This is a genomic window from Microbispora sp. CL1-1, assembly GCF_012034195.1.
GTDB lineage: Bacteria > Actinomycetota > Actinomycetes > Streptosporangiales > Streptosporangiaceae > Microbispora.
On the sequence record NZ_JAATEK010000004.1, the window covers coordinates 123,572 to 145,441 of the forward strand.

The following is a 21,870-nucleotide window of genomic DNA, read 5'->3' on the forward strand; positions in this document are numbered from 1 at the left end:
CGAAAGGACCGGCCGATGAGCGTGGACGTGCACCAGCACCTGTGGACGCCGTCCCTGGTGGACGCGCTGCGCCGCCGCACCCGCCCGCCGTTCCTGGACGGATGGACGCTCGTCCTCGACGGCGAGCCGCCGTACGAGGTGGATCCGGCCGACCACGACGTGGAGCTCCGGCGCAAGCGCAACGCCCACCTCGATCTGGCCCTCGTCTCCCTGTCGAGCCCGCTCGGGATCGAGCACCTGCCGCCCGAGGAGGCGTGGCCGCTCATCGACGCCTACCACGCCGACGCCCGCGCGCTGCCCGCGCCGTTCGGGGCCTGGGCCGCCGCCCCGGTGACCGACCCCGATCCTTTACGGCTCTCGCACACCCTCGACCTCGATGACGCCATGGCCGGGCTGCAGCTTCCGGCGACCGCGCTCGGCGACGCCCGGGGGCTGGCCCAGGTCGCCCCGCTGCTCGACGTGCTGGAAGAGCGCGGCCTGCCGTTGTTCGTCCACCCCGGCCCCGCCACCGCCGCGTCCGGCCCCGCCTGGTGGGCCGCCGTCGTGCCGTACGTGCAGCAGATGCACGCCGCCTGGTACGCGTTCGAGGCGTTCGGCCGGCCCCGGCATCCCCGGCTGAAGGTGTGCTTCGCGCTGCTGGCCGGGCTGGCCCCGCTGCATCGGGAGCGCCAGCTGGCCCGGGGCGCCGCCGGTCGCGGCCTGGTGGACCCCGATCTGTTCCTCGAGACGTCGTCCTACGGCCCCCGGGCCGCCGACGCGGTCATCCGCGAGCTCGGGATCGACGTCCTCGTCGCCGGAAGCGACCAGCCGTACGCCGAATCGGCGTGGCCGGACCCCGGCGACCCCGCACAACGAGCCATCGATCATGCCGTACGCGTGGCCAACCCCGGCCGCCTGCTGTCCCGGAAGGAGTCGCACCAATGAGCACGCCCACGATCCAGGAAGGCGCACTGTGCGCCTCCCCCGCCGATCCCGCAGCCCCCTTCGACGACCTGCCCGCCCGCGCGCTCGACCGCCACGAGCTGCTCGCCCTGGTCGAGGACCTGGCCACCCGGCCCGAGCTGTGGCGTCACCACCTCAGCTTCGAAGGCGCGGAGGACGGGGGACGCCACTACGTCTCGCTGCACCGTGACTCGTACGTGGACGTGTGGCTGCTGTGCTGGCGGCCCGGGGACGACACCGGCTGGCACGACCACGACGTCTCCTCCGGCGCGGTCAAGGTGGTGGCCGGCGAGCTGAAGGAGTGCAACCCGCGCATCGGCGGCGTCCACCTGGAGACGCGGGTCGTGGAGGGCGACGCCTTCTCGTTCGGGCCCGACCACATCCACCGGCTGACCGGTGAGGCGCCGGGCTCCGTCTCGATCCACGCGTACTCGCCACCACTGTGGCGCATGGGGCAGTACTCCATCACCGAGGACGGGACCATGCGGCGTCTTTCGGTCGGGTACGCCGACGAATTGCGCCCGCTCGACCCGGCTTAGTGTCACGCGAGTAATTCGTTCATCACAGACGGTGACGCTAGGCTTCTGCCATGACCAGCGTGCTCGATGACTGGCTCCAGCCCCGCCCGGGAGGCGGGGCCGGAGGCGTCTCCGATCGGCTCTCCCGGCTCCGCCCCCTCGCCGACGAGCGGCGGGCCGGCGAGGACGACACCGGCCACCCCGACGCCGATCGTCCTGATGCCGATCACTCTGGCGCCGGCCTCCTCTCCTCGGGCCCCCAGACCCGGTTCCGCGAGCGCATGACGTACGGCCTGCGCACGGCGCTGAACGCGCAGGTCCCGGGTGACCTGGTGGCGGTCAGCCGGATGGACGTCCTGCTGGGGCCCGATCGGCGCGCCCGTCCCGACGTGTCGCTGGTGGACGACCTCGCCGCCTCCGACGACCGGCGGACCTGTTACCTCGCCGAAGAGGTGCGCCTGGTCATCGAGGTCGTCGGCCCCGACGCGGCCGGATCCGACCGCGACATGCGGCCGCGGCACTACGCGGCCGCCGGCATCCCCCACTTCTGGCGGGTCGAGAGCACCGGCTTCCGGCCGTTCGTCTACTCCTTCGAGCTCGACGCCGACCGCACCGGATATCAGATGACCGGGGTCCACCACGGCCGCCTCTCGGTGGACTCCCCCTTCCCCATCGCCATCGACCTCGAACGGCTGCCGCGCTGACTACGCCGCCCGTTCCGGCTGCCCCGTCTGCAGAGGCACAGGGCGGGCGGCGAGCACACCCGACGCCAACTGGAGGACGCAGGCCCCCAGCCCGGCGAGCAGGGGCACGGTCCAGCCACGGGACAGCTCGTGCAGCAGGCCGAACGCGAGCGGCCCGACCGCGGCCAGCACATAGCCGCTCGACTGGGCGACCGCCGACAGCGCGGTCACCGAGGCCGGGTCGGGCGCCCGCAACGTGATGATCAGCAGGGCGAGCGCGATCGACGCCCCCTGGCCGAGCCCGAGGACGACCATCCACAGCCACGGCGTGGTGGTGGGCGCGAGCAGCACGCCCAGATATCCGCCGACGGTCAGCAGCGCGGCCACGGCCACGTGCGGCGCCTGGGATCGGGCCCGGCCCGCGTGCAGGGGGACGAGCAGCGCGGCGGCGATCTGCACGAGGTTCGTCAGGCCCAGCAGATATCCCGCCTCGTCCGCGGGCAGGCCGGCGGCCTGGAACACGGTGGGCAGCCAGGCCAGCACGATGTAGAAGGTCAGCGACTGAAGGCCCATGAACGCCATCACCGCCCACGTCGCCGGCGCCCGGAGCAGGGTCGCGTACGGCCGATGGCCGGGGCCGCCCGGACGAGGATGGGCGGTCACCGCCGTCGTCGTCGCCGGGTCCTGGCCGGCCGCGCTCGCCGGGTTCTGGCCGGGCTCGCCCGCCGGGTTCTGCCGGGCCGTCCTCCCGCGTGCCACCCACCACAGAGCCGCCGCCACCAGCGCGAGCAGGGCCGGCGACCCCGCCGCCACCCGCCAGCCGACCTGTCCAGCGAGCGGGACCATCGCCGCCGAGGCCATCGCGGCCCCACTGACCATGACCGAGACGTACAGGCCGGTGAAGAGCCCGACCCTGCCGGGGAAGTGCTGCTTGACGAGGCCGGGCATGACGACGTTCATGACGGCGATGGCCGTGCCCGCCAGGGCGGCACCGCAATACAGGGCGGGCACACCGTCCGCGCTGCGCAGCGCGACACCGGCGGCGAGGACGAGCAGACCGGCCAGCAGCGTGCGGTCCAGCCCGATACGGGTGGCCAGCGCGGGCGCGACCGGGGCGAGCAGACCGAGGCATACGACCATCACCGTGGTGATGGCGCCGCCACCTGCGGGGCTGAGACCGAGGTCCCGCATGATGGCAGGGAGGAGCGGCGACACACCCGCGAGAGCGGGCCTCAGGTTGAGCGCCGCCAGGACGAAACCGCCTACCAGCAGCAGATTGCCCCGATTGGCCTTGATCCCGCTCATCATTCGCCAAACCCTACCGGCCGGTGTCGCGCCCCACCCGCTTTCCGCCCGTCCCACACCTGTCCCACGGCTCGTCCCCCGGGCTCGTCCCCGGGCTCATCCCCCGGGTCCATCCCGCGACCCGTTATCCCGGCCGCCGTCGGCCGGCGCTAGGGTGCGGTCGGGAGGTGGGCGGTCATGGCGGAGGAGCACGTCCAGTCGCTGGCCCGGGGTCTGGCCGTGATCCGGGCGTTCGACGCCGCGAGCCCGGAGCTGACGCTCAGCGACGTGGCCCGCAAGACCGGTCTCACCCGCGCCGCCGCGCGCAGGTTCCTGCTGACGCTCGCGGACCTGGGCTACGTGCGCACCGACGGGCGGCTCTTCTCGCTGTCGCCCCGGGTGCTTGAGCTGGGCTACGCCTACCTGTCGAGCCTCTCCCTGCCCGAGGTCGCGCTGCCGCACCTGGAACGGCTCGTCGCCGAGGTGCACGAGTCGGCCTCGGTCTCCGTGCTGGACGACACCGACATCGTCTATGTGGCCCGCGTGCCGACGGCCCGGATCATGCGGGTGACGATCGCGATCGGCACCCGCTTCCCCGCCTACTGCACCTCGATGGGCCGGGTGCTGCTCGCGGGGCTCCCCCCTGAGGAGCTCGACGCCTATTTCACCCGCGCCGGGCTGGAACGGCTGACCTCCCACACCACCACCTCGCCGGTCGCCCTGCGCGCGGCGCTCGACCTCGTACGGACCCAGGGCTGGGCGATGGTGGACCAGGAACTGGAAGAAGGGCTGCGCTCCATCGCCGCGCCGATCAGGGACCACGGCGGCCGGGTGGTGGCGGCGGTCAACATCTCCTCGCACGCCAGCCGCACCACCGTGGAGTCCGCCCGCCGCGACCTGCTCCCCCCGCTGCTCGCCACCGCCGCCAGGATCGAGGCCGACCTGCGCGCCACCGGAGGCGCACGCAGCCCGGCAGCCCATGGCAGGGCACACCAGGAGCACAGCACGGCACTGCCCGGCAGCCCATGACAGGGCACACCAGGGGCACGGCAAGGGCACAGCCCAGCAGCAGTCCAACGGGGCATCCCGGGGACACATCAGGTGAACACACCTCCGCGCGCCCAAGACACCCCGCAAAGCGCCCTCAGATCTCCACAAAAGCGACCAACTCTCACCAGAACACTGACAACGTTGTCTAGTGCCGTGAAATGGGAGATGATCCCTCCGTGGTAGAGACGAGACGCGGCCGTCCGACCATGAACGACGTGGCCGCCGCGGCCGGCGTGGCGCTCAAGACCGTCTCCCGCGTCGTCAACAACGAGCCCGGCGTCAACGCCGTTACCGCGAGCCGCGTGCTGGCGGCGATCGAGCGCCTCGGCTACCGCCGCAACGACAGCGCGCGCATCCTGCGCCGGGGCCGTACGGCGAGCATCGGCCTGGTCATCGAAGACGTGGCCGACGCCTTCTATTCCAGCCTCAACCGCGCCGTCGAGGACGCCGCGCTGCACCACGGCTATCTGCTGTTCACCGGCTCGTCCCAGGAGGACGCGGACCGGGAGCGCGATCTCGTGCTCGCCTTCTGCGCCCGCCGCGTGGACGGGCTGATCATCGTGCCTGCGGGGAACGACCACGGCTACCTGGCACCCGAGTTCGACGCCGGGATCAAGGCGGTCTTCGCCGATCGGCCGCCGGGCGCGGGATGCGAGGCGGACACCGTCCTGTGCGACAACGTGGGCGGTGCCCGTACGGGCACGGCGCATCTGATCGCGCACGGCCACCGCCGCATCGCCTTCCTCGGCGACGCCCCCGGGATCTTCACCGCCGTCGAACGGCTGCGCGGCTACCGGCAGGCGCTGGCCGCCGCAGGCCTGCCGTACGACGAGGGACTGGTGGTCATGGGGCCGCCGGACCCGGCGCGGATGCGGGCCGACCTGACGCGGCTGCTCACGGCGTCCGACCCGCCGACCGCGTTGTTCGCCGGCAACGGCCGGACCACGGTGGCGATCCTGCGTGCGCTGGCGGCGCTCACCGAAGCCGCCGACGCGGGCGCCGCGGGCGGCCTCGCCCTGGTGGGGTTCGACGACTTCGAACTGGCCGACCTGCTCGGCATCACCGTGGTGGCCCAGGATCCCGCCCGGCTCGGCCGTACGGCCGCCGACCTGCTGTTCATGCGCCTGGCCGGGAACGAGGAGCCGACCAGCAGGATCGAGCTGGCTACGCGGCTGGTTCCGCGGGGCTCGGGCGAGCGCCCCCCTCTCCGGGCGGCGGGCTGACCCGCCCCGACGGACCACCACGCGGATCACCGCCCGGATCACCCCGCCGATCACCACGCAGGGAGCCGCGCAAGTCGCCCCGTAGATCGCCCCGCCGATCACCACGCAGGTCGCCGGCGCTGAGCACCAGACACGTGGCACCCTCAGGAGGTCGCCTGCGACCATGAGGGCCCGCGGTCGCCACCGGTCGGCGAGCGGCAGCAGGAGCATCCCGCCCGCCACCAGGCCGGTCGCCGGCGCCCGGGTCGGGCGGCAGGTCCTCTATCGGCGCACCCCTCTCGGGGCGCGCTGGTGGCCGGCCGCCTCGACCCGTGAATCCGTACCCTTGGGACTCAGCCCTTGAGCGCGCCCGCCATGAGGCCGCGCATGAAGAACCTGCCGAGCAGCACGTAGATGATCATCGTGGGGATGGACGCCAGGATCGCCGCCGCCATCTGCTGGCTGTACGGCGTGGTCACCGCGCCCGCGATGTTGTTGAGCATGACCGTGGTCGGCCAGGAGCTCGGCCCGGTGAGGAAGACCGCGAACAGGAAGTCGTTCCACATCGAGGTGAACTGCCAGATGATCACCACGGCGAACGCCGGGCCGGAGACCGGCAGCACGATCGACCAGAGCGTCCGCAGCATCCCCGCGCCGTCGACGCGGGACGCCTCGATGAGCTCATCCGGGATCGTGACGTAGTAGTTGCGGAAGATCAGCGTGCAGATCGGGATGCCGTACACCACGTGGGCGAGGACCAGGCCCGGGATGCCGCCGTACAACTGGATGCCGAGGGCGTCGCCCACGTTCACCATGAGCTGCACCAGCGGGATCATCACGCCCTGGTAGGGGATGAACATGCCGAACAGGAACAGCGTGAACAGCACGTCGGCGCCGGGGAAGCGCCATTTCGACAGCACATACCCGTTCAGCGCCCCGAGGGCGGCGGAGATCAGCGAACCGGGCACCGCGAGCAGGAAGCTGTTGACGATGCCGGGTTCGAGCTTCTCCCAGGCGACGCTCCACGCCTCGGTCGTCCACACCTTGGGGAGGTTCCACGCCTGGGTGGGGTCGGCCTCGGTCAGCGGCTTGAAGCTCGTGACCAGCAGCACGTAGACCGGGATCAGGAAGACCAGGACGAACAACAGGAGCAGGACGAGCCGCACCCATCTGCCCGCCCGGCCCTTGTCGCGGGCCGGGGCGGCGGGCGCCGTACGCGGGGCCCTCTCGGCGACGTGCGCGGTCATGAGCGCTTCCCCTTACGCGCGTCCCAGATCAGGTAGGGAACGACGAAGACGGCGACGGACAGCACGATGTAGGACGCGATCGTCGCACCCTTGGCCGGGTCGTGCGAGTCGTAGACGGCCGTCCACATGAACGTCGCGGGCACGTCGGTGATGATCTGCTTGCCCGACACCGCGACGACGAGGTCGAAGACCTTCAGCGAGATGTGTCCGAGGATGATCAGCGCGGACAGCGTCACCGGGCGCAGCATCGGCAGCACCACGTGGCGGTAGACCCCCCACTCACTGCAGCCGTCCACCCGGGCGGCCTCGCGCAGTTCTTCCGGCACGCCCCGGAATCCGGCGAGGAACAAAGCCATGATGTATCCGGACATCTGCCAGATCGCCGGAATCGCCATGGCGGCCATTCCCCAGTCGGGATCACGGAACCACTGCCATTGCAGGAAATCGAGCCCCACATAGTGGAACAGCCGGTTGAGCCCGACCGCATGCTCACCCGTCGCGCTGTTCATCAGCCACCGCCAGACCACGCCGGTGGCGATGAAGGAAACGGCCATCGGGAACAGGTAGACGGCGCGGAAGCCGCTCTCCGCCCGGATGCCCTTCTCCATCAGGAAGGCGAGGAACCAGCCGAGGACAAGGGCGCCGCCGACGAAGACCAGGGTGAAGACGATCGCGTGCCGGACCGAAAGGGCCCAGCGCTCCTCGCTCCAGATGCCGGTGAAGTTCTCCAGCCCGACGAAGTTGCCGGGAATCTCCGCGATCTCGTCGTGCTTGTCGGTCATGGCGAGCTTGAAGTTCCAGCCCAGCAGGCCGTACACGAAGACCGCGATGAGGATGATCGACGGCGACACCAGGAGTAGCCCGGGCAGCCATCTGCGCACCCGCGTCACTTGTACCTCTCAGAAGTCAAGTACGGCCCACGCCGATGTGGACCCAGCGTGGGCCGTACGAGGAGATCAGCTCACTGGCCGCTGTTCTTGGCCGCCGCGACCAGCGCCTGCTGGAACTTGGCGACGTCGTTGTCCTGCTGGAACAGGCCGACCGCGTCGGTGATGGCCTGCCGCCACTGGTCGTTGGCGACCACGCCGTGCTGGATCGAGCCGGCCAGCTTGTCGTTCGCCCACTGCTCCAGGTCCCACGACAGGTAGTCCTTGTAGAGGGACTGGTCGGCGTCCTTGCGGGCCGGGATCGAGCCCTTCAGCGGGTTGAAGGCATCCTGGCCCTCCTTGCTTGCGGCCACCTTCAGCCACGCGATAGCGCCGTCGCGGTTGGGCGCGCCCTTCGGCAGGGTGAAGCTGTCGGACAGCCACATGAAGGTGCCGTCCGTGCCCGGCGACGCGGCCCAGTCGAAGTCCTTGTGCGACTCCTTGCCGAGGCCGCCCTCCGGCGGGTTGTGGAAGTAGCCGTAGGCCCAGTCGCCCATGATGTTGAAGGCCGCCTCGCCGTCGGCGACCTGCTTGGCCGCCGGCTGCCAGTCGTCCTGCGGGCTGCCCGCGTACGACAGGATGGTCTTGAAGTTCTCCAGCGCCTTGGTCACGTTCGCGTTGGACCAGTCGGCGTTGGCGGTCCACAGCGCGTTGTAGGCGTCGGTGCCGAGCGAGCCGAGCAACACGGACTCGAGCAGGTGCACCAGGGTCCACTGCGAGCCGATCGACAGCGGGATCTTCCCGGCCTTCTTGACCTTGTCGAGGTCGGTGATGAACTCCTCGATGGTCTTCGGCGCGCCGTCGATGCCGGCGTCCTTGAGGACCGAGGGGTTGAACCACAGCACGTTCGACCGGTGGATGTTCACCGGCACGGAGTAGACCTGGCCCTGCACCGAGATCTGGTCGATGAGCTGCTGCGGGAAGACTTCCTTGAGCTTCAGCTCGTCGTACAGGAAGTTCAGCGACTCAAGCTTGCCGCTCTTGATGTAGCCCTGGAGCTCGGCGCCGGCGTGGCCCTGGAAGGTGTCCGGGGGCTGGTTGGCCTGCAGCTTGCTCGACAGCAGCGCACGAGCCTGGTCGCCCGAGCCACCCGCCACGGCGGCGTCGAAGAACTCGAAGTTCGGGTTCTGCTTGGCGAAGATCTCACGCATCGCCTTGAGGCCGTCGGCCTCACCGGGACCCGTCCACCACGAGAAGACCTCGACCTTCTTCGCGGCCTGGCCGCCTCCGCCCTCCTGCTTGTCACCGCCGCCACAGGCGGAAAGAGTGAGCAGACCTGCAACAGAGACCGCGACGGCCGCCATCCACCGTCGTCTCATCGCAACATTCCCTTCAGCCTATTCACGAGGATTTCGGGCCCCCGAAGACACATATGGCTGACAACGTTGTCAGCAGGCCCCAATCAACCCACTTTCACCGGCACGTCGTCAAGTTTGTGCAGATAACGTCTCTGCATACCGGGCCATGGCGTGGTGTTAGGGACGTGCGTCAAAGCGATCGGCGCGACCGTGGCCCGCGAAATTGTCGGCTCGCGCGCTCACACTGCAGGCATGACGGTCACACACCAGGGGGGATCTGATCATCTGTCGGAGGACGACCTGCCGGACATGGCGGACGTCGAATCTCCGCAATGGGCGCGACACTACGGCACGATGGCGGGGCTCGGCTTCCTCACGGTCGCCCGGCGGCTGCCCCGGCTGATCCGGCAGGCGCTGGGCATCGCCTGGGAGGCGAGTCCCCGCGACACCGTGGCCACGGTCACGCTGAGCACACTCGGCGGCGTCTTCACCGCCTTCGGCCTGCTCGCCACGACGGGCGTGCTGACCGCGCTCTTCCAGTCGGGCCCGACTCCGGACCGGATCCGGGCCGCGCTGCCCAGCCTGCTGCTCGTGGGCCTGGCTGCCGTCGCGCGCACGACCCTGCAGGCCGCCGCGGGCTGGGCCCAGTCCCGGCTCGAACCGCAGGTCAGCAGGATCACCGAAGAGCGCCTCTACACGCTGACCAGCCAGGTCGACCTCGTCTGCTTCGACGATCCCGAGTTCCACGACGCGCTGCAGCGGGCCCGCATGCGCGGCATGCAGGTGGCCGAGGTGGTCGTGAGCACCGCGATCGACACGCTGACGGGACTGGTCGGCATCGTGGCCGCGGCGGGCGTGCTGGGCGTGCTGCACCCCGTGCTGCTGCCGCTGCTCCTGCTCGCCGTCGTCCCCGACGCCTGGGCGGCCGTACGGGCCGCGCGGATGCGCTACACGACCGCCCTGGTGCTCGTCCCGGCCAGGCGACGCAAGTGGATCATCGAGGAACTGCTGGCGGACAAGGACACCGCGGCCGAGGTCCGCACGTTCACCATGCGCGGCTTCCTGCTGCGGATGTTCGACGCGGTCGCCCGGGGCGAGCAGCGGGTCATGCTCGACCTCGCGCGGCGGCAGACCGTCGCCCGCGTCCTCGGGGAGGCGCTGGGCGGTCTCGGGCAGGGCCTGGTCTACGTCGCGCTCGGCCTGCTGCTCGCGGCGGGAGCGGTGCCCCTCGCGGTGGCCGGCACGGCGGTGCTGGCCATCAGGTCCGGGCAGACCTCGCTGTCGAACTTCATGTACGCGACGAACCGGCTCTACGAGGAGGGCCTCTACTTCACCGACTTCCTGGACTTCGCCGCACACGCCGAGCGCCGCATCCGGCCGCTCCGCGACGGAACGGCCCCCGAAGACTTCGGCCGCATCACGGTCGAGGAGGTCACCTTCTCCTATCCCGCCGCGCCGGCCCCCGCCCTGCGCGGGGTGTCGGTCCGCATCGAGCGCGGGGAGGTCGTGGCCCTCGTCGGCGAGAACGGCTCGGGCAAGACGACCCTCGCCAAGATCCTCGCGGGCCTCTACGAGCCGGACGGCGGGCGCGTCCGGTGGGACGACGTCGACCTCGCCGAGGTCGATCCCGACAGCCTGCGCCGCAGGATCGCGGTCATCGCCCAGGACCACACCCGGTGGCCGCTGACCGCCCGCCACAACATCACGATGGGCATGGAGAAGGGCGAGGCCGAGGTGACCCGCGCCGCCGAGGTCGCCGGCGCCGACCAGGTCATCGCCGAGCTCCCGTACGGCTATCGCACGCTGCTCGACCGGCGGTTCAAGAACGGCCACGAGCTGTCGGGCGGGCAGTGGCAGCGGATCGCGGTGGCCCGCGGGTTCTACCGGGACGCGCCCCTGCTGATCTGCGACGAGCCGACGGCCGCCCTCGACGCCAGGGCGGAGCACGCGCTGTTCGAGCGGATCAGGCAGCACGCCGACGGCCGGACCGTGCTGCTCATCACCCACCGCCTCGCCAGCGTCCGCTACGCCGACCGCATCTACGTGCTCGACCACGGCAAGGTCCGCGAACACGGCACGCATGAGGAGCTGATGGCCCTCGACGGCCTTTACGCCGACCTCTACAACCTCCAGGCCGAGGCCTACCGCTCGGCCTGAGCCACCAGGCCCGAGCCACCGGCCCGAACCACCGGCTCGGGCCACCGGCTCGGGCCACCAGCCCGAGTCACCAGCTCGAGTCACCTGCTCGATCCGCCCTGCCGGGCCCGCTCACGACGAGCAGACCCGGCAGACGCGGGCCGAGCGGGCGCGGGCGGTGGCGCGGGGGTCGTCAGGAGGCCCGTTCGCGGTCGGGGAGCATGTCACGCATGGTGAGCACGTCCTTGTAGTACTGGATCTTCCGCTGGATCGCGCCCTGCTTCTGGCTCAGGTCGGCGATCTGGGCCTCGACCTTCCGGTCGTGCTCCTCCAGCAGTGCGATCCGGTCCGCGATGGTGTGCTCGCCCTGCCGTACGAGCTGGGCGAAGCGCAGCATCTCGGCGATCGGCATGCCGGTGTCGCGCAGACAGCGGACCATGCCGAGCCAGCTCACGTCGTCGTCGCTGAACCGCCGCTGGCCCGCCGCGTTACGGCCGATCGGCTCCAGCAGCCCGATCCGCTCGTAGTAACGAAGGGTGTCGAGGCTGAAACCGGTCTCCTCGACGACCTGTCCAGGTGTGTACTCGGCCACGCCTTTGATCCTGGCACATCGCGTGTTCTGTAGGCGCTTCGCAAGTGGATCGCAAGCCGGGGATTTATAACGGGTCGTGCCACCTACGATCCGGTGCCCGCGTCTCCCCGGGGAGCGTCCGGGCGGCGTCCCCGATGGAGCCAGTGAGAAATGCCCGGCATCCCCCGCTCGATCGCCGCTTCGGTGTCCCTCTCCGCCGCGGTTCTGCTGTCGGTCCCGGCGGTCCCGGCCGCCGCGGCGACGCCCGCAGACCGCCTCCCCTGCCGTCCGGGCAGCGGCCCGCATCTCGCCGGCCGGGACCTCACCCGGATGACGCTGCCCGCCGACCTGTCCTGCGCGGACCTGCGGGGCGCCAGGCTCGACGGCCTGACCGTCCGGGTCCCGCTCGTCGGGGCCGATCTGACCGGTGCCTCGCTCAAGGGGGCCCACCTCGGGTACGCGCAGATGGCCGGGGCCAGGCTGCGCAAGGCCGACCTGTCCGAGGCCGAGCTCTACTACGCGGACCTGCGCGGCAGCGACCTGCGCGGGGCGACGATGGACGACTCCTCGCCCTACTACGCGCACTTCGAGGGGGCCGACCTGAGCGGGGCCACGATGGCGCGAGCCAAGACGTACGACGCGCAGTTCGACGACGCGAAGCTGGTCGGCGTCGATCTGACCGACGCCGCCGCCTACGGCGCGGACATGCGCCGGGCCGACCTCACCCGGGTCAAGGCGCCGAAGGCCAGGCTCTACGGCGCCACCTTCATCAGGACCGTCCTGCGGCAGGCGGATCTCAGCGGCGCGCAGTTGTACGAGTCGGTGATGACCGGGGCGGACTTCCGGGGGGCCGACCTCACCGGGGCCGACCTGCGGGACGTCAGGGACGCCCGGCTCACCGGGAGCAAGGGAGTCCCCCGGTTCCTGCCGGCGCCGGACCGGGCGTGCAAGCCCGGCAGCGGGCAGGACTACCGTGGCTGGGACCTGACCTCGGTGGCGGACTTCCCCGACGACCTGAGCTGCGCCGACCTGACCGGCGCCAAGCTCGACGGCGTCGACCTGACGGGGGTCACGCTCGACCGGGCGATCCTCCGTGACGTCTCCGCCGCCGGGGCGAGCCTCCGCTCCGCGAAGGGCGCGGACCTGCGGGGTGCGCGGCTGTGGCGGGCCAAGCTGAGCAGCGCCGACCTCGCGGGGGCGAACCTGTCGGGGGCCGACCTGTCGGGCGCGGCGCTCGGCAGCGCCACCCTGACCCAGGCCAGGCTGGCCGGCGCCGACCTCCGTGACACGGAGATGACCAGCGTCACGGCCGACCAGGCCGACTTCACCGGCGCCAGGATGGACCGGGCATACCTCCACCACGGCACATATCGGGACGCGGTCTTCCGCAATGCCGTGTTGACCGACGCCGATCTCAGCGACGCTGAGCTGCGGGGCGCCACCTTCGAGGGCGCCGAGGTCACCGGGCTGAACCAGGACTTCGCCGAGGACATCGACCTGTCAGGGTCCTCCAGCCGCATGTCCGTCGGCTGGCTGATCTTCTTCGGCATCGCCGGACTGACCGTCTTCTGGATCGCCGCCGGGGTGACCACGGCGAAGGTGCGGCGGAGGAGAGCGGCCAGGGAGCAGGCCGCCGAGAGAGCGGTCCGGTTCGAGGAGGCCAGGCGCGTCCAGGAGGAGAACGTCACCCGGCTGGGCGAGGAGATCGACAGCGTGTCGGACCGGACCGGCGAAGTGGACTGGAACGCGGTCCTCGACGCCTACGACGCCGCGAAGGAGGCGCTGGCCAGGGCCCACGACATGAGCGACCTGACGGACGTCGAGACGATCGTGGCGCGCGGTCGCAAGGCCCTCACCCGCCGCCGGTGAAAGCCGCTTGTGCTGGAGTGCGCTCCAGGCGGCAAGGTGGTCGGCATGAGAATCGCTCTGGGGACGATCCCCTTCGGGACCACCGTGGACGAGGCGACGTCGTTCGCCATCCTCGACCGCTTCGTCGAAGGCGGCGGAACGATCCTCGACACGGCCAACAACTACCCGTTCTGGCTTGAGGGCGCGACCGGTGACGAGAGCGAGACCACCATCGGCCGGTGGCTCGCCTCCCGGCGCAACCGGGACCAGGTGGTGATCAGCACCAAGTGCGGCGCCCGCCCGTCCGTGCCAGGCGCCCGTACGCTCGACGCCGCCGAGGGCCTGTCCGCCGGCGTGATCCGGGCCGCGATCGACGGCAGCCTGCGACGTCTCGGCATCGATCACGTCGATGTTTACTGGGCCCACATCGACGACAGGTCCGCGCCGCTTGAGGAGACTATCGCCGCCTTCGACGAGCTCGTGCTCGCCGGCAAGGCCAAGGAGGTGGGCGCGAGCAACCACGCGGTGTGGCGGCTGGAGCGGGCCCGCTCACTGGCGGCGGCCCGTGGGGCCACGCGTTACAGCCACGTGCAGCTGCGCCACTCCTACCTCCGTCCCCGGCCCGGGGTGCGGCTGCCCGAGGGCGGGCACACCCAGGTCACCGAGGAGCTGCTCGACTACGTGCGCTCCGAGGGCGACCTGACGCTGTGGGTCTACACCTCACTGCTCGCGGGCGCGTACGCCGGCAAGCCGCTGCCCGAGCACTACGACCACCCGGGCACCACGCGGCGGCTGGCCGTGCTGGACGAGGTGGCCGGGGAGCTCGGCGCGACGCGCAACCAGGTCGTGCTGGCCTGGCTGCGGGCGCAGGGCATCATCCCGATCGTCGGCGTCAGCTCGGTCGCCCAGCTTGAGGAGCTGCTCGCCGACGTCAAGCTCGACGACGAGCAGATCGCCCGCCTCGACGCCCCCGCCTGACGCCGGGCCCGCGTACGCCTGCCCCCGGATGCCTGCGAGAGGCACCCACGAAGGGCGCCTCCGAAGGGCATGCATGCCTGCTCCGGATGCCTGCGAGTCACACCCGCGAAAGGGTCCGCGAAGCGCCCCTGTGAAGGGCACCCGCGAAGCGCCCGCGAAGGGCGCCTGCGAAGGCGCCTGCGGTGGGAAGCCGAACCCGGCCCCGCCGCAGGCGCCCGCGTACAAGCGGCCCGGGCCGCGCTATCCGGTGGCCGCCTATATGCCGCCCGGGCCGCGCTATCCGGTGGCCGCCGCCTTCATCGTGCTCGGGCCGGCCATGTACGGCACGGGCCTCTGGTTCGTCACGCCTCGGTCGTCTCGACAGCGCGGGCGGCAGTCCTCTGCGGCCCCAGATCGAGCAGGCTGTCGATGCCGGCCTTGATCTGTTCCTTCGCCACTCCGAGCTCCGTGGTGAGGTGCGCGAACAGGCTCGGTGCGAACGGCGCGAGCAGCAGATGGGCAAGGACCGCGGGGTCCGCCTCGGGTTTCATCTCGCGCAGCAGCATGGACACGTGCGTGTGCATGGTGCGGTAGGCGCCGCTCTGATAGCGGGCCCCTGGTGAGGCTTTCTCCGCGGCCGCCATGATCTCGCCCTGCTCGATGATCCGGTCGGCAGCCGTGTGGAGGAATGCGCGGAGCCGCTCGGCGGGCGGGGCGCCGGGGCCGAGAGGCGGCGGACCGGTCATGAACGCCTGCTGGAAGCGCTGCTCGCCGTCGTCGAGCACGGCGAACAGGAGGCTGCTGACGTCGCCGAACCGGCGATAGACGGTGCCGACGCCCATGCCCGCGGCGTGCGCCACGGCGTTCATGGTGACGGCCGCCGGACCCTGCTCCGCGATCAGGCGAGCGGTCGCGTCGAGGATCTTCCGCCGGTTCCGGGCGGCGTCCGCGCGCTCCGGCGCGACCTGTCCGGTGACGGGAAGCTCGATGCGGGGCATGTCCCGAGGCTACCGGACGGGAGATCCAATCCCCGGGTTGCGAACCGGATTGTTATCCGATTTACTGCCATGGAACCGGATAGCTATCCGTTTGATCGTCGCTTCGAAGATACGTCACCATGAGTGTCAAGATCGCCGTCATCTACTACTCGGCCACCGGCAACGTCCACCAGCTCGCCACGGCGATCGCCGAGGGTGCGGAGAAGGCCGGCGCCGAGGTCCGGTTGCGCCGGGTCCCCGAGCTGGCCCCCGACGCCGCCATCGACGCCAACCCGGCCTGGCGCGAACACGTCGAGGCCACCAAGCACGTGGAGGTCGCCACGCTGGACGATCTGGTCTGGGCGGACGCCTACGCCTTGGGCTCGCCGACCCGTTATGGCAACATCGCCGCGCAGCTCAAGCAGTTCATCGACACCACGGGCCCGATCTGGCAGCAGGGCGTCATGGCCAACAAGCCCGCCACCGGGTTCGCCAGCGCCCACAACGCCAACGGCGGCAACGAGTCGACGATCCTCGCCCTCTACAACACCTTCCACCACTGGGGTTCGATCATCGTCTCGCCCGGTTACACCGACCCGGTGGTCTACCCCGCGGGCGGCAACCCGTACGGCACCGCCCACCCGGGCGGCGCGGGCGCTCCCTCGGAGGAGACCCTCGCGGCCGCCCGCTACCAGGGCGAGCGCCTGACGACCATCACCGCCCACCTCCTGGCCGGCCGGGCTGCTTGAATGACGGCATGCCGCACGTGGTGATCGTCTCCTACACCGGCTCCGAGGAAGACGCCGCTCCCTTCGTTCGCGATCACGTCGCATATCTCGAACGGCACCACGCGGACGGCGTCTTCCTCGTCTCGGGGCCGACGGTGCCGTCCTCGCAGGGCGGAGCCATCCTGGCGCACGGCGTGGACCGCGAGACCATCGAGCGAATCAGCGCCGAGGACCCCGTTCGTCGAGAACGGCGTCGCGACCCACACGATCACCACAATCGAGCCAGGGCGGGTTCACCCGGCCCTGGCAGCACCGCTGACCGCCGCACCGGTGTCGCAAAACTGACCGGCTAGGAGTCATGCCCATCCCTGCCGTCACGGTCATCCTCAAGGGCTCACCTATCTCCTGACGCCGCTGGGGGATCCGGCGACCGCGGCCGGAGCACGGGCTTGATCCCGCTGCAGTGAGACATCGCCTTGGCTCTGAATGACGGATCGCGACTTGGCAGGCAGCCAACATCGCATACGATGAGTAATGCGCAATCCACTTGGGGTTACGTAGTGAAGCCGGGTCAACCTCCGCAGGTGGTGGCCCGGCTTTCGCGTATCCAGACGTCATGCGGGCTCGCAGCCCACATGTGAGAGGACCACTCCCAGGCCGACAGCCCAGGGGTCCTCGTCTCGCGCGAGCGCTCTCGCCACACCACTCACCACTACGTCCGCCACCCAGAGAAGAGGCTCCTTCGCGACTGCGGCATGTCCGTATTCAAACCGCGGCGGTCGGCGCGCCAGACCGCCCAGAACCCGACGATCATGCCAGTCCTGGTTTGCCTCGCGCTCGGCGAGCACGACAGAGCGAACCTCATACGGCAGTTCCCGCACCAGCCAAGTGAGAGCCCTGGCACGTGCCGCCTCTTTGCGCTTGGGTCGATCAAAGCGACAGCCGTACACCCTCGCCTCGACGGGTGACGTCTGCCGTGGGCAACCCAGCGCCGGGCGCTCCGCATGGGGAGCAGCTAAGACGAATGGTCATCCGGCGGGCACCGTCGTGACACCCGCCGGTACGCCGAACGCGTTCAGCCGGACGAAGCTCGCCCGACCGTGCTCTCCCGCACGACCAGCGTGGACCCGGTGACAGTGTCGTTGACGGGCAGGTCGGTCTTGCTCTGCGCCCGAGCCAGCAGCCGATCCACCGCGGTCTCGGCGATCTGGCGTTTGTCAGGGGAGATGGTGGTCAGGGTGGGGGTGCTGTAGCGGCCTTCGTCGATGTCGTCGAAGCCGACGACGGCCACATCCTCAGGTACGCGCAGCCCGTGTTCGAGGAGGGCCCGGATGGCGCCCTGGGCGAGGAGGTCGGTGGCGCAGAAGAGGGCGTCCGGGAGCGGGCCGGTCCGCTGCAGAAGCTTGCGGGTGGCGAGCATGCCGTCTTTGCGGTGGTATCCGGCAGTGGGCACGATGAGGCGGGATTCGACCTTGAGGCCGGCGGCCTCCAAAGCCTGGCGGTAGCCGGCGGTGCGGAGCTGGGCGATTTCGGAGGTGGCCGCGCGCTGGGAGCCGATGAAGGCGATGCGGCGGCGGCCGATCTCGATGAGGTGTTCGGTGGCGGTGCGGGCGGCGGCGACGTTGTCGATGCCGACGTGGTCGACGAGGCCCTGGCTTGAACGTTCGCCGAGCAGCACGATCGGGGTGCGGTCGCGGCGGCCTTCGAGGTCGGCGCCGCCGAGGGCGACGGGGCTGTAGATGAGGCCTTCCACGAACTGGGTGGAGGTGCCGTTGACGACGGCGAGTTCGCGGTCGCGGTCGCCGAGCGTCTGCATGATCATCACGGTGAGGCCGCGTTTCTGGGCCACCTCGACGACGAGACGGGCCAGCTCGGAGAAGTAGGCGACGTCGAGCTCGGGGACGGCCAGGCCGATGATGCGGCTGTGTCCGCTGCGCAGGCTGCGGGCCGCGTGGTTGGGGCGATAGTCGAGCTCCTCGATGGCGGCGAGGACGCGGGCCCGCACGTCGTCGCTGACGTGAGGGTAGTTGTTGATCACGTTGGAGACCGTCTTGCGGGCGACTCCCGCTCGGGCCGCCACGTCCGCTTGGGTGACCGTCATCCCCGCCTCTGTCCGCTTCCGATGTTACGTAACGGCACAAGTGTAGCCTTTACCACGTGGCAGGCCACGTGGTAAAAACGCTCGCAATAGCCGCGAAACACTTCAGAAACCCCGATCGCGGCCTCCCGGAGGGCTCCATGCGCATCTCTCGACGGCTGATACCGATCTGCCTGACCATGTCGGCGATAACCGCCGTGACCGCCTGCTCCAACACCGCGGCGTCCTCGGGGGAGAAGTCCAACACGCTGACCATCGCGGTGTGGGGCGTCAACGAGGACATCGACAGCATCAAGGCCGCCGCCAAGGGCTTCGAGCAGACCAACCCGGGCATCTCGCTGAAGTTCAACAGGACCGACTGCGGCGCCGACTACGCCGTGTGCAAGACGCTCATCGCCGGCCGCAACATGGCGGACGTGCTCGTCACCGGCACCTGGAACTTCAACCAGATGGCCAACGACGGCGTGCTCGCCGACCTGACCGACCGCATGGCCGCCGACGGCGTGAAGGAGGAGGACTTCGTCCCCGTCGTCATCCAGTCGGACAAGGCCGCGAAGGACGGGCGCTTCTACGGCCTGCCGATGGGCTACAACGTCCAGTCGCTGTTCTACAACAAGGAGATGTTCGCCAAGGCAGGGCTGAAAGAGCCGCCGGCCGACGGCGACTACACCTACGACGACCTGCGCGAATGGTCGCGCAAGCTCACCCTGGACGCCAACGGCAACAACGCCGACAGCCCGGACTTCGATCCCAAGAACGTCGTCCAGTGGGGCTACTACAACCGCTTCGCCATCCCGTCCGAGCCGGGCTACTGGCCGGTGCTGTGGGCGTACGGCGGCGGCGTGCTCGGCGGCGACAAGCGGGACCAGTGCGACCTGGAGAAGCCCGGCACCGCGCAGGCCATGCAGCTGCTGCAGGACATGATGTGGAAGGACCACAGCTCCGTCACCCCGCAGATGGAGCAGGAGACGCCCGGCTACCTGCGCTGGATCCAGGGGCACGTGGCGATGCAGCAGGGCTCGCACGAGCAGGTCACGATCGCCGCGCAGCAGAACCCGTCGCTCAAGTACGACATGGCCGCCCTGCCGAAGGGCCCCGAGGGCAACGCGACGATGATCCAGGTGCACAGCTGGGCCGCGTACGCCAAGTCCCCGAACCTGGACAACGCCTGGAAGTTCATCAAGTACATGGCGACCGAGGGTGCCGGCAAGCAGATGGGGCTGATCCCGGCGTACAAGAAGGTCGCCGAGGGGCCCGCGTTCCTGAAGGCGCCCGGCGAGCCCGAGCACCTCAAGGAGGCGCAGCTCGACCCCGCGGCCTGGCCGCTGGCCCGTACGAACATCGACCCGCAGGGCGTGCTCGCCACGGTGCTCGGTCAGGACGGGCTCGGCCCGGCGCTGAACGACATCATCACCGGCAAGAAGCCCGCGGCCGAGGCGCTCAAGGGCACCTGCGCCAAGATCGACAAGATCCTCGCCTCCTGACGACGGGACGACCGTGATGGGCGAAACCGCACCATCGTCCGCACAGGCGCCGCGCTCCCGGGCGCGGCGCCGTGAGGCGGGCACCGCGCTGCTGTTCCTGCTGCCCCAGATCTTCGGTCTGGTGGCCTTCGTCGGCGTCCCGCTCGGCGTGTCGCTGTACTACTCGTTCACCCACTGGGACCTGGTCGCCCCCGAGCCCACCTGGATCGGGCTGGAGAACTGGACGCACCTGCTCGAGGACGAGCGCGTGCCGAAGGTGCTGTGGAACACGATCAAGTTCATCTTCACCGGCACCCTCAGCTTCCTGCTGATGTCGCTGGTGGCCGCGCTGCTCACCTACCGGCCGCGGCGCGGGGTGGCGTTCTACCGGGCGCTGCTGTTCCTGCCGTACGTGCTGTCGCAGATCGCGGTCGGCATCGTCTGGCGCTGGATGTTCAACACCGAGTCCGGGCCGATCAACGCCGCGATCGAGCTGTTCGGCGTGGACGGGCCGCAGTGGCTGCTCGACCCGGCGACGGCGATGCCCGCCATCGCGCTGGTCACCACCTGGCAGGGGCTCGGCTACGGCATGACGCTCTACATCGCCTCCCTGCACGGGGTGCCCGAGGCCCTGCCGGAGGCGGCGAAGATCGACGGCGCGAACGCCTGGCAGCGCTTCCGCCACGTGATGCTGCCGATGATCTCACCGACGGTGCTGTTCCTCGTGGTCACCTCGCTGATCGGCGCCCTGCAGCTGTTCGACCCGGTGGTCGCCATGACCACCTCGGGCGGCAGCATCGGCATGGCCGGCGGGCCCGACGACTCCACGCGCACGGTGGTGCTCTACATGTACAACCAGATGTTCAACTACAACGAGCGCCTGTCCGGGCTCGGTTACGCCGCGGCGATCGCCTGGGTGCTGGCCCTGCTGACCTTCGTGCTCACGCTCGTCCAGTGGGCGTTCAGCAAGCGGTGGGTCTTCTACGCCGGTGAGGGCGCCGCCAAGAAGGGCGGCCAGGGATGACGGTCACCGACACGATCAACGTGGGCGCGCCGAGCCCGGCCGCGCAGCCCGCGCCCGGCTTCCACCAGGCGCGCAAGCGGGCCAGGACCGGCTTCTACCACGTCGGAATGACGGTGCTGGTGGTGCTCTACATCCTGCCGGTGCTGTGGGCGGCGTCGATGTCGCTGCGTACGGACGCCCACATGTTCGACGCCGACCAGCTCATCCCGCACCCGATCACCTTCGAGCACTACGTGAACCTGTTCACGATCCTGCCGGACTTCGGGCGGTACGTCGGCAACACGGTGCTGATCGCCGTGGTCGGCACGGCCGGCACGCTGCTGTCGAGTTCGCTCGCCGGGTACGCGCTGGCCCGCTTCACCTTCCCGGGCCAGCGGGCGCTGCTGATGGTGATCCTGCTGACGCTGATGGTGCCGCCGCAGGTGACGCTCATCCCGCAGTACGTCATCTTCCGCAACCTGAACTGGCTCGACACCCCGCTGCCGATCATCGTGCCGATGCTGTTCGGCGGCGCGCTGCCCACGTTCTTCTTCCGGCAGTTCTTCCTCACGCTGCCGCGCGAGCTGGAGGACGCCGCCGCGATCGACGGCGCGGGCCGCTGGCGCACGTTCTTCTCGGTGATGGCGCCGCTGGCCGGGCCGGCGTACCTGGCGATGGGGCTGCTGACGTTCGTCCAGCTCTGGAACAGCTTCTTCGTCAACAGCATCTACCTGCAGGACCAGAACCAGTGGGTGCTCACCCAGGCGCTGCAGAGCCTCATCGGCCGCTACAACAGCCAGTACGGCGAGATCATGGCCGGCGTCACCCTCGTCTCCCTGCCGATCGTCATCGGCTACGTCTTCGTCCAGCGCTGGGTGGTGCGCGGCATCGCCTTCAGCGGCATGGCCAACTGACTCTCGCTCTTCTCCCGGAAAGGGA

General features: G+C 70.2%; 20 protein-coding genes. 13 read left to right on the forward strand and 7 right to left on the reverse strand.

What is annotated here, in order from left to right:
* Positions 1–15: 15 nt before the first annotated feature.
* From HCK04_RS06610 to HCK04_RS06620, 3 genes are read left to right on the forward strand one after another with little or no spacing between them, the layout of a single operon-like run.
* A complete protein-coding gene (locus HCK04_RS06610; RefSeq protein ID WP_142645987.1) occupies positions 16–924 on the forward strand; it encodes an amidohydrolase family protein in 909 nt (302 codons plus the stop codon).
* Positions 921–1,481, forward strand: coding sequence for a cysteine dioxygenase family protein (locus HCK04_RS06615; RefSeq protein ID WP_142645988.1), 561 nt, complete (start codon positions 921–923; stop codon positions 1,479–1,481). Before HCK04_RS06610 ends, HCK04_RS06615 begins: the two co-directional genes overlap by 4 nt.
* A gap of 50 nt (positions 1,482–1,531) precedes the next feature.
* On the forward strand, positions 1,532–2,164 hold the full coding sequence (locus HCK04_RS06620; protein ID WP_142645989.1) for a Uma2 family endonuclease: 633 nt from the start codon (positions 1,532–1,534) through the stop codon (positions 2,162–2,164).
* Here the strand turns inward: HCK04_RS06620 and HCK04_RS06625 are convergent, their stop codons facing one another.
* The gene (locus tag HCK04_RS06625; RefSeq protein ID WP_240971078.1) at positions 2,165–3,451 is read right to left on the reverse strand and encodes an MFS transporter; all 1,287 of its coding nucleotides are present in this window, start codon (positions 3,449–3,451) and stop codon (positions 2,165–2,167) included.
* 174 nt (positions 3,452–3,625) lie between these two features.
* Here HCK04_RS06625 and HCK04_RS06630 point away from each other — a divergent pair, with 174 nt between their 5' ends.
* Entirely contained in the window at positions 3,626–4,456 is an 831-nt protein-coding gene (locus tag HCK04_RS06630) for an IclR family transcriptional regulator (RefSeq protein ID WP_142645990.1), read from the forward strand.
* Positions 4,457–4,653: 197 nt separating this feature from the next.
* The gene (locus HCK04_RS06635; RefSeq protein WP_260617144.1) at positions 4,654–5,700 is read left to right on the forward strand and encodes a LacI family DNA-binding transcriptional regulator; all 1,047 of its coding nucleotides are present in this window, start codon (positions 4,654–4,656) and stop codon (positions 5,698–5,700) included.
* Between the two features lie 332 nt (positions 5,701–6,032).
* Here HCK04_RS06635 and HCK04_RS06640 read toward each other — a convergent pair whose 3' ends face one another.
* The 3 genes from HCK04_RS06640 to HCK04_RS06650 all read right to left on the reverse strand — a co-directional run bounded on the left by HCK04_RS06640 (position 6,033) and on the right by HCK04_RS06650 (position 9,171).
* The gene (locus tag HCK04_RS06640) at positions 6,033–6,926 is read right to left on the reverse strand and encodes a carbohydrate ABC transporter permease (RefSeq protein ID WP_142645992.1); all 894 of its coding nucleotides are present in this window, start codon (positions 6,924–6,926) and stop codon (positions 6,033–6,035) included.
* Positions 6,923–7,807 carry a sugar ABC transporter permease gene (locus tag HCK04_RS06645; RefSeq protein ID WP_312845722.1) on the reverse strand — a complete coding sequence of 295 codons (885 nt, stop codon included), beginning with the start codon at positions 7,805–7,807 and terminating at the stop codon, positions 6,923–6,925. Before HCK04_RS06645 ends, HCK04_RS06640 begins: the two co-directional genes overlap by 4 nt.
* Before the next feature lie 80 nt (positions 7,808–7,887).
* Positions 7,888–9,171, reverse strand: coding sequence for an ABC transporter substrate-binding protein (locus tag HCK04_RS06650; protein ID WP_142645994.1), 1,284 nt, complete (start codon positions 9,169–9,171; stop codon positions 7,888–7,890).
* A gap of 231 nt (positions 9,172–9,402) precedes the next feature.
* Here HCK04_RS06650 and HCK04_RS06655 point away from each other — a divergent pair, with 231 nt between their 5' ends.
* Positions 9,403–11,307, forward strand: coding sequence for an ABC transporter ATP-binding protein (locus tag HCK04_RS06655; RefSeq protein WP_142645995.1), 1,905 nt, complete (start codon positions 9,403–9,405; stop codon positions 11,305–11,307).
* A gap of 172 nt (positions 11,308–11,479) precedes the next feature.
* On the opposite strand, the gene HCK04_RS42060 is transcribed toward HCK04_RS06655, so the two are convergent.
* On the reverse strand, positions 11,480–11,878 hold the full coding sequence (locus HCK04_RS42060; RefSeq protein WP_260617145.1) for a MerR family transcriptional regulator: 399 nt from the start codon (positions 11,876–11,878) through the stop codon (positions 11,480–11,482).
* Between the two features lie 150 nt (positions 11,879–12,028).
* Here HCK04_RS42060 and HCK04_RS06665 point away from each other — a divergent pair, with 150 nt between their 5' ends.
* Positions 12,029–13,726, forward strand: coding sequence for a pentapeptide repeat-containing protein (locus HCK04_RS06665; protein ID WP_240971079.1), 1,698 nt, complete (start codon positions 12,029–12,031; stop codon positions 13,724–13,726).
* Between the two features lie 45 nt (positions 13,727–13,771).
* Complete coding sequence (locus HCK04_RS06670) at positions 13,772–14,683, forward strand: aldo/keto reductase (protein ID WP_142645998.1); 912 nt, start codon at positions 13,772–13,774, stop codon at positions 14,681–14,683.
* Between the two features lie 341 nt (positions 14,684–15,024).
* Here HCK04_RS06670 and HCK04_RS06675 read toward each other — a convergent pair whose 3' ends face one another.
* Positions 15,025–15,660 carry a TetR/AcrR family transcriptional regulator gene (locus HCK04_RS06675; RefSeq protein ID WP_142645999.1) on the reverse strand — a complete coding sequence of 212 codons (636 nt, stop codon included), beginning with the start codon at positions 15,658–15,660 and terminating at the stop codon, positions 15,025–15,027.
* 119 nt (positions 15,661–15,779) lie between these two features.
* Here HCK04_RS06675 and wrbA point away from each other — a divergent pair, with 119 nt between their 5' ends.
* On the forward strand, positions 15,780–16,388 hold the full coding sequence (wrbA, locus tag HCK04_RS06680; protein ID WP_142646000.1) for an NAD(P)H:quinone oxidoreductase: 609 nt from the start codon (positions 15,780–15,782) through the stop codon (positions 16,386–16,388).
* Between the two features lie 8 nt (positions 16,389–16,396).
* Positions 16,397–16,720, forward strand: a complete 324-nt coding sequence (locus HCK04_RS06685) for a YciI family protein (protein ID WP_205829936.1) — start codon at positions 16,397–16,399, stop codon at positions 16,718–16,720.
* A 722-nt stretch (positions 16,721–17,442) separates the two neighbouring features.
* Here HCK04_RS06685 and HCK04_RS06690 read toward each other — a convergent pair.
* Positions 17,443–18,468, reverse strand: a complete 1,026-nt coding sequence (locus HCK04_RS06690) for a LacI family DNA-binding transcriptional regulator (RefSeq protein WP_142646001.1) — start codon at positions 18,466–18,468, stop codon at positions 17,443–17,445.
* Positions 18,469–18,605: 137 nt separating this feature from the next.
* Between HCK04_RS06690 and HCK04_RS06695 the strand changes: the two genes are divergently transcribed.
* From HCK04_RS06695 to HCK04_RS06705, 3 genes are read left to right on the forward strand one after another with little or no spacing between them, the layout of a single operon-like run.
* Positions 18,606–19,949 carry a sugar ABC transporter substrate-binding protein gene (locus HCK04_RS06695; protein WP_142646002.1) on the forward strand — a complete coding sequence of 448 codons (1,344 nt, stop codon included), beginning with the start codon at positions 18,606–18,608 and terminating at the stop codon, positions 19,947–19,949.
* Between the two features lie 16 nt (positions 19,950–19,965).
* On the forward strand, positions 19,966–20,952 hold the full coding sequence (locus HCK04_RS06700) for a sugar ABC transporter permease (protein WP_142646003.1): 987 nt from the start codon (positions 19,966–19,968) through the stop codon (positions 20,950–20,952).
* Complete coding sequence (locus HCK04_RS06705; protein WP_142646004.1) at positions 20,949–21,845, forward strand: carbohydrate ABC transporter permease; 897 nt, start codon at positions 20,949–20,951, stop codon at positions 21,843–21,845. The genes HCK04_RS06700 and HCK04_RS06705 overlap by 4 nt, the downstream gene beginning before the upstream one ends.
* Positions 21,846–21,870 lie beyond the last annotated feature (25 nt).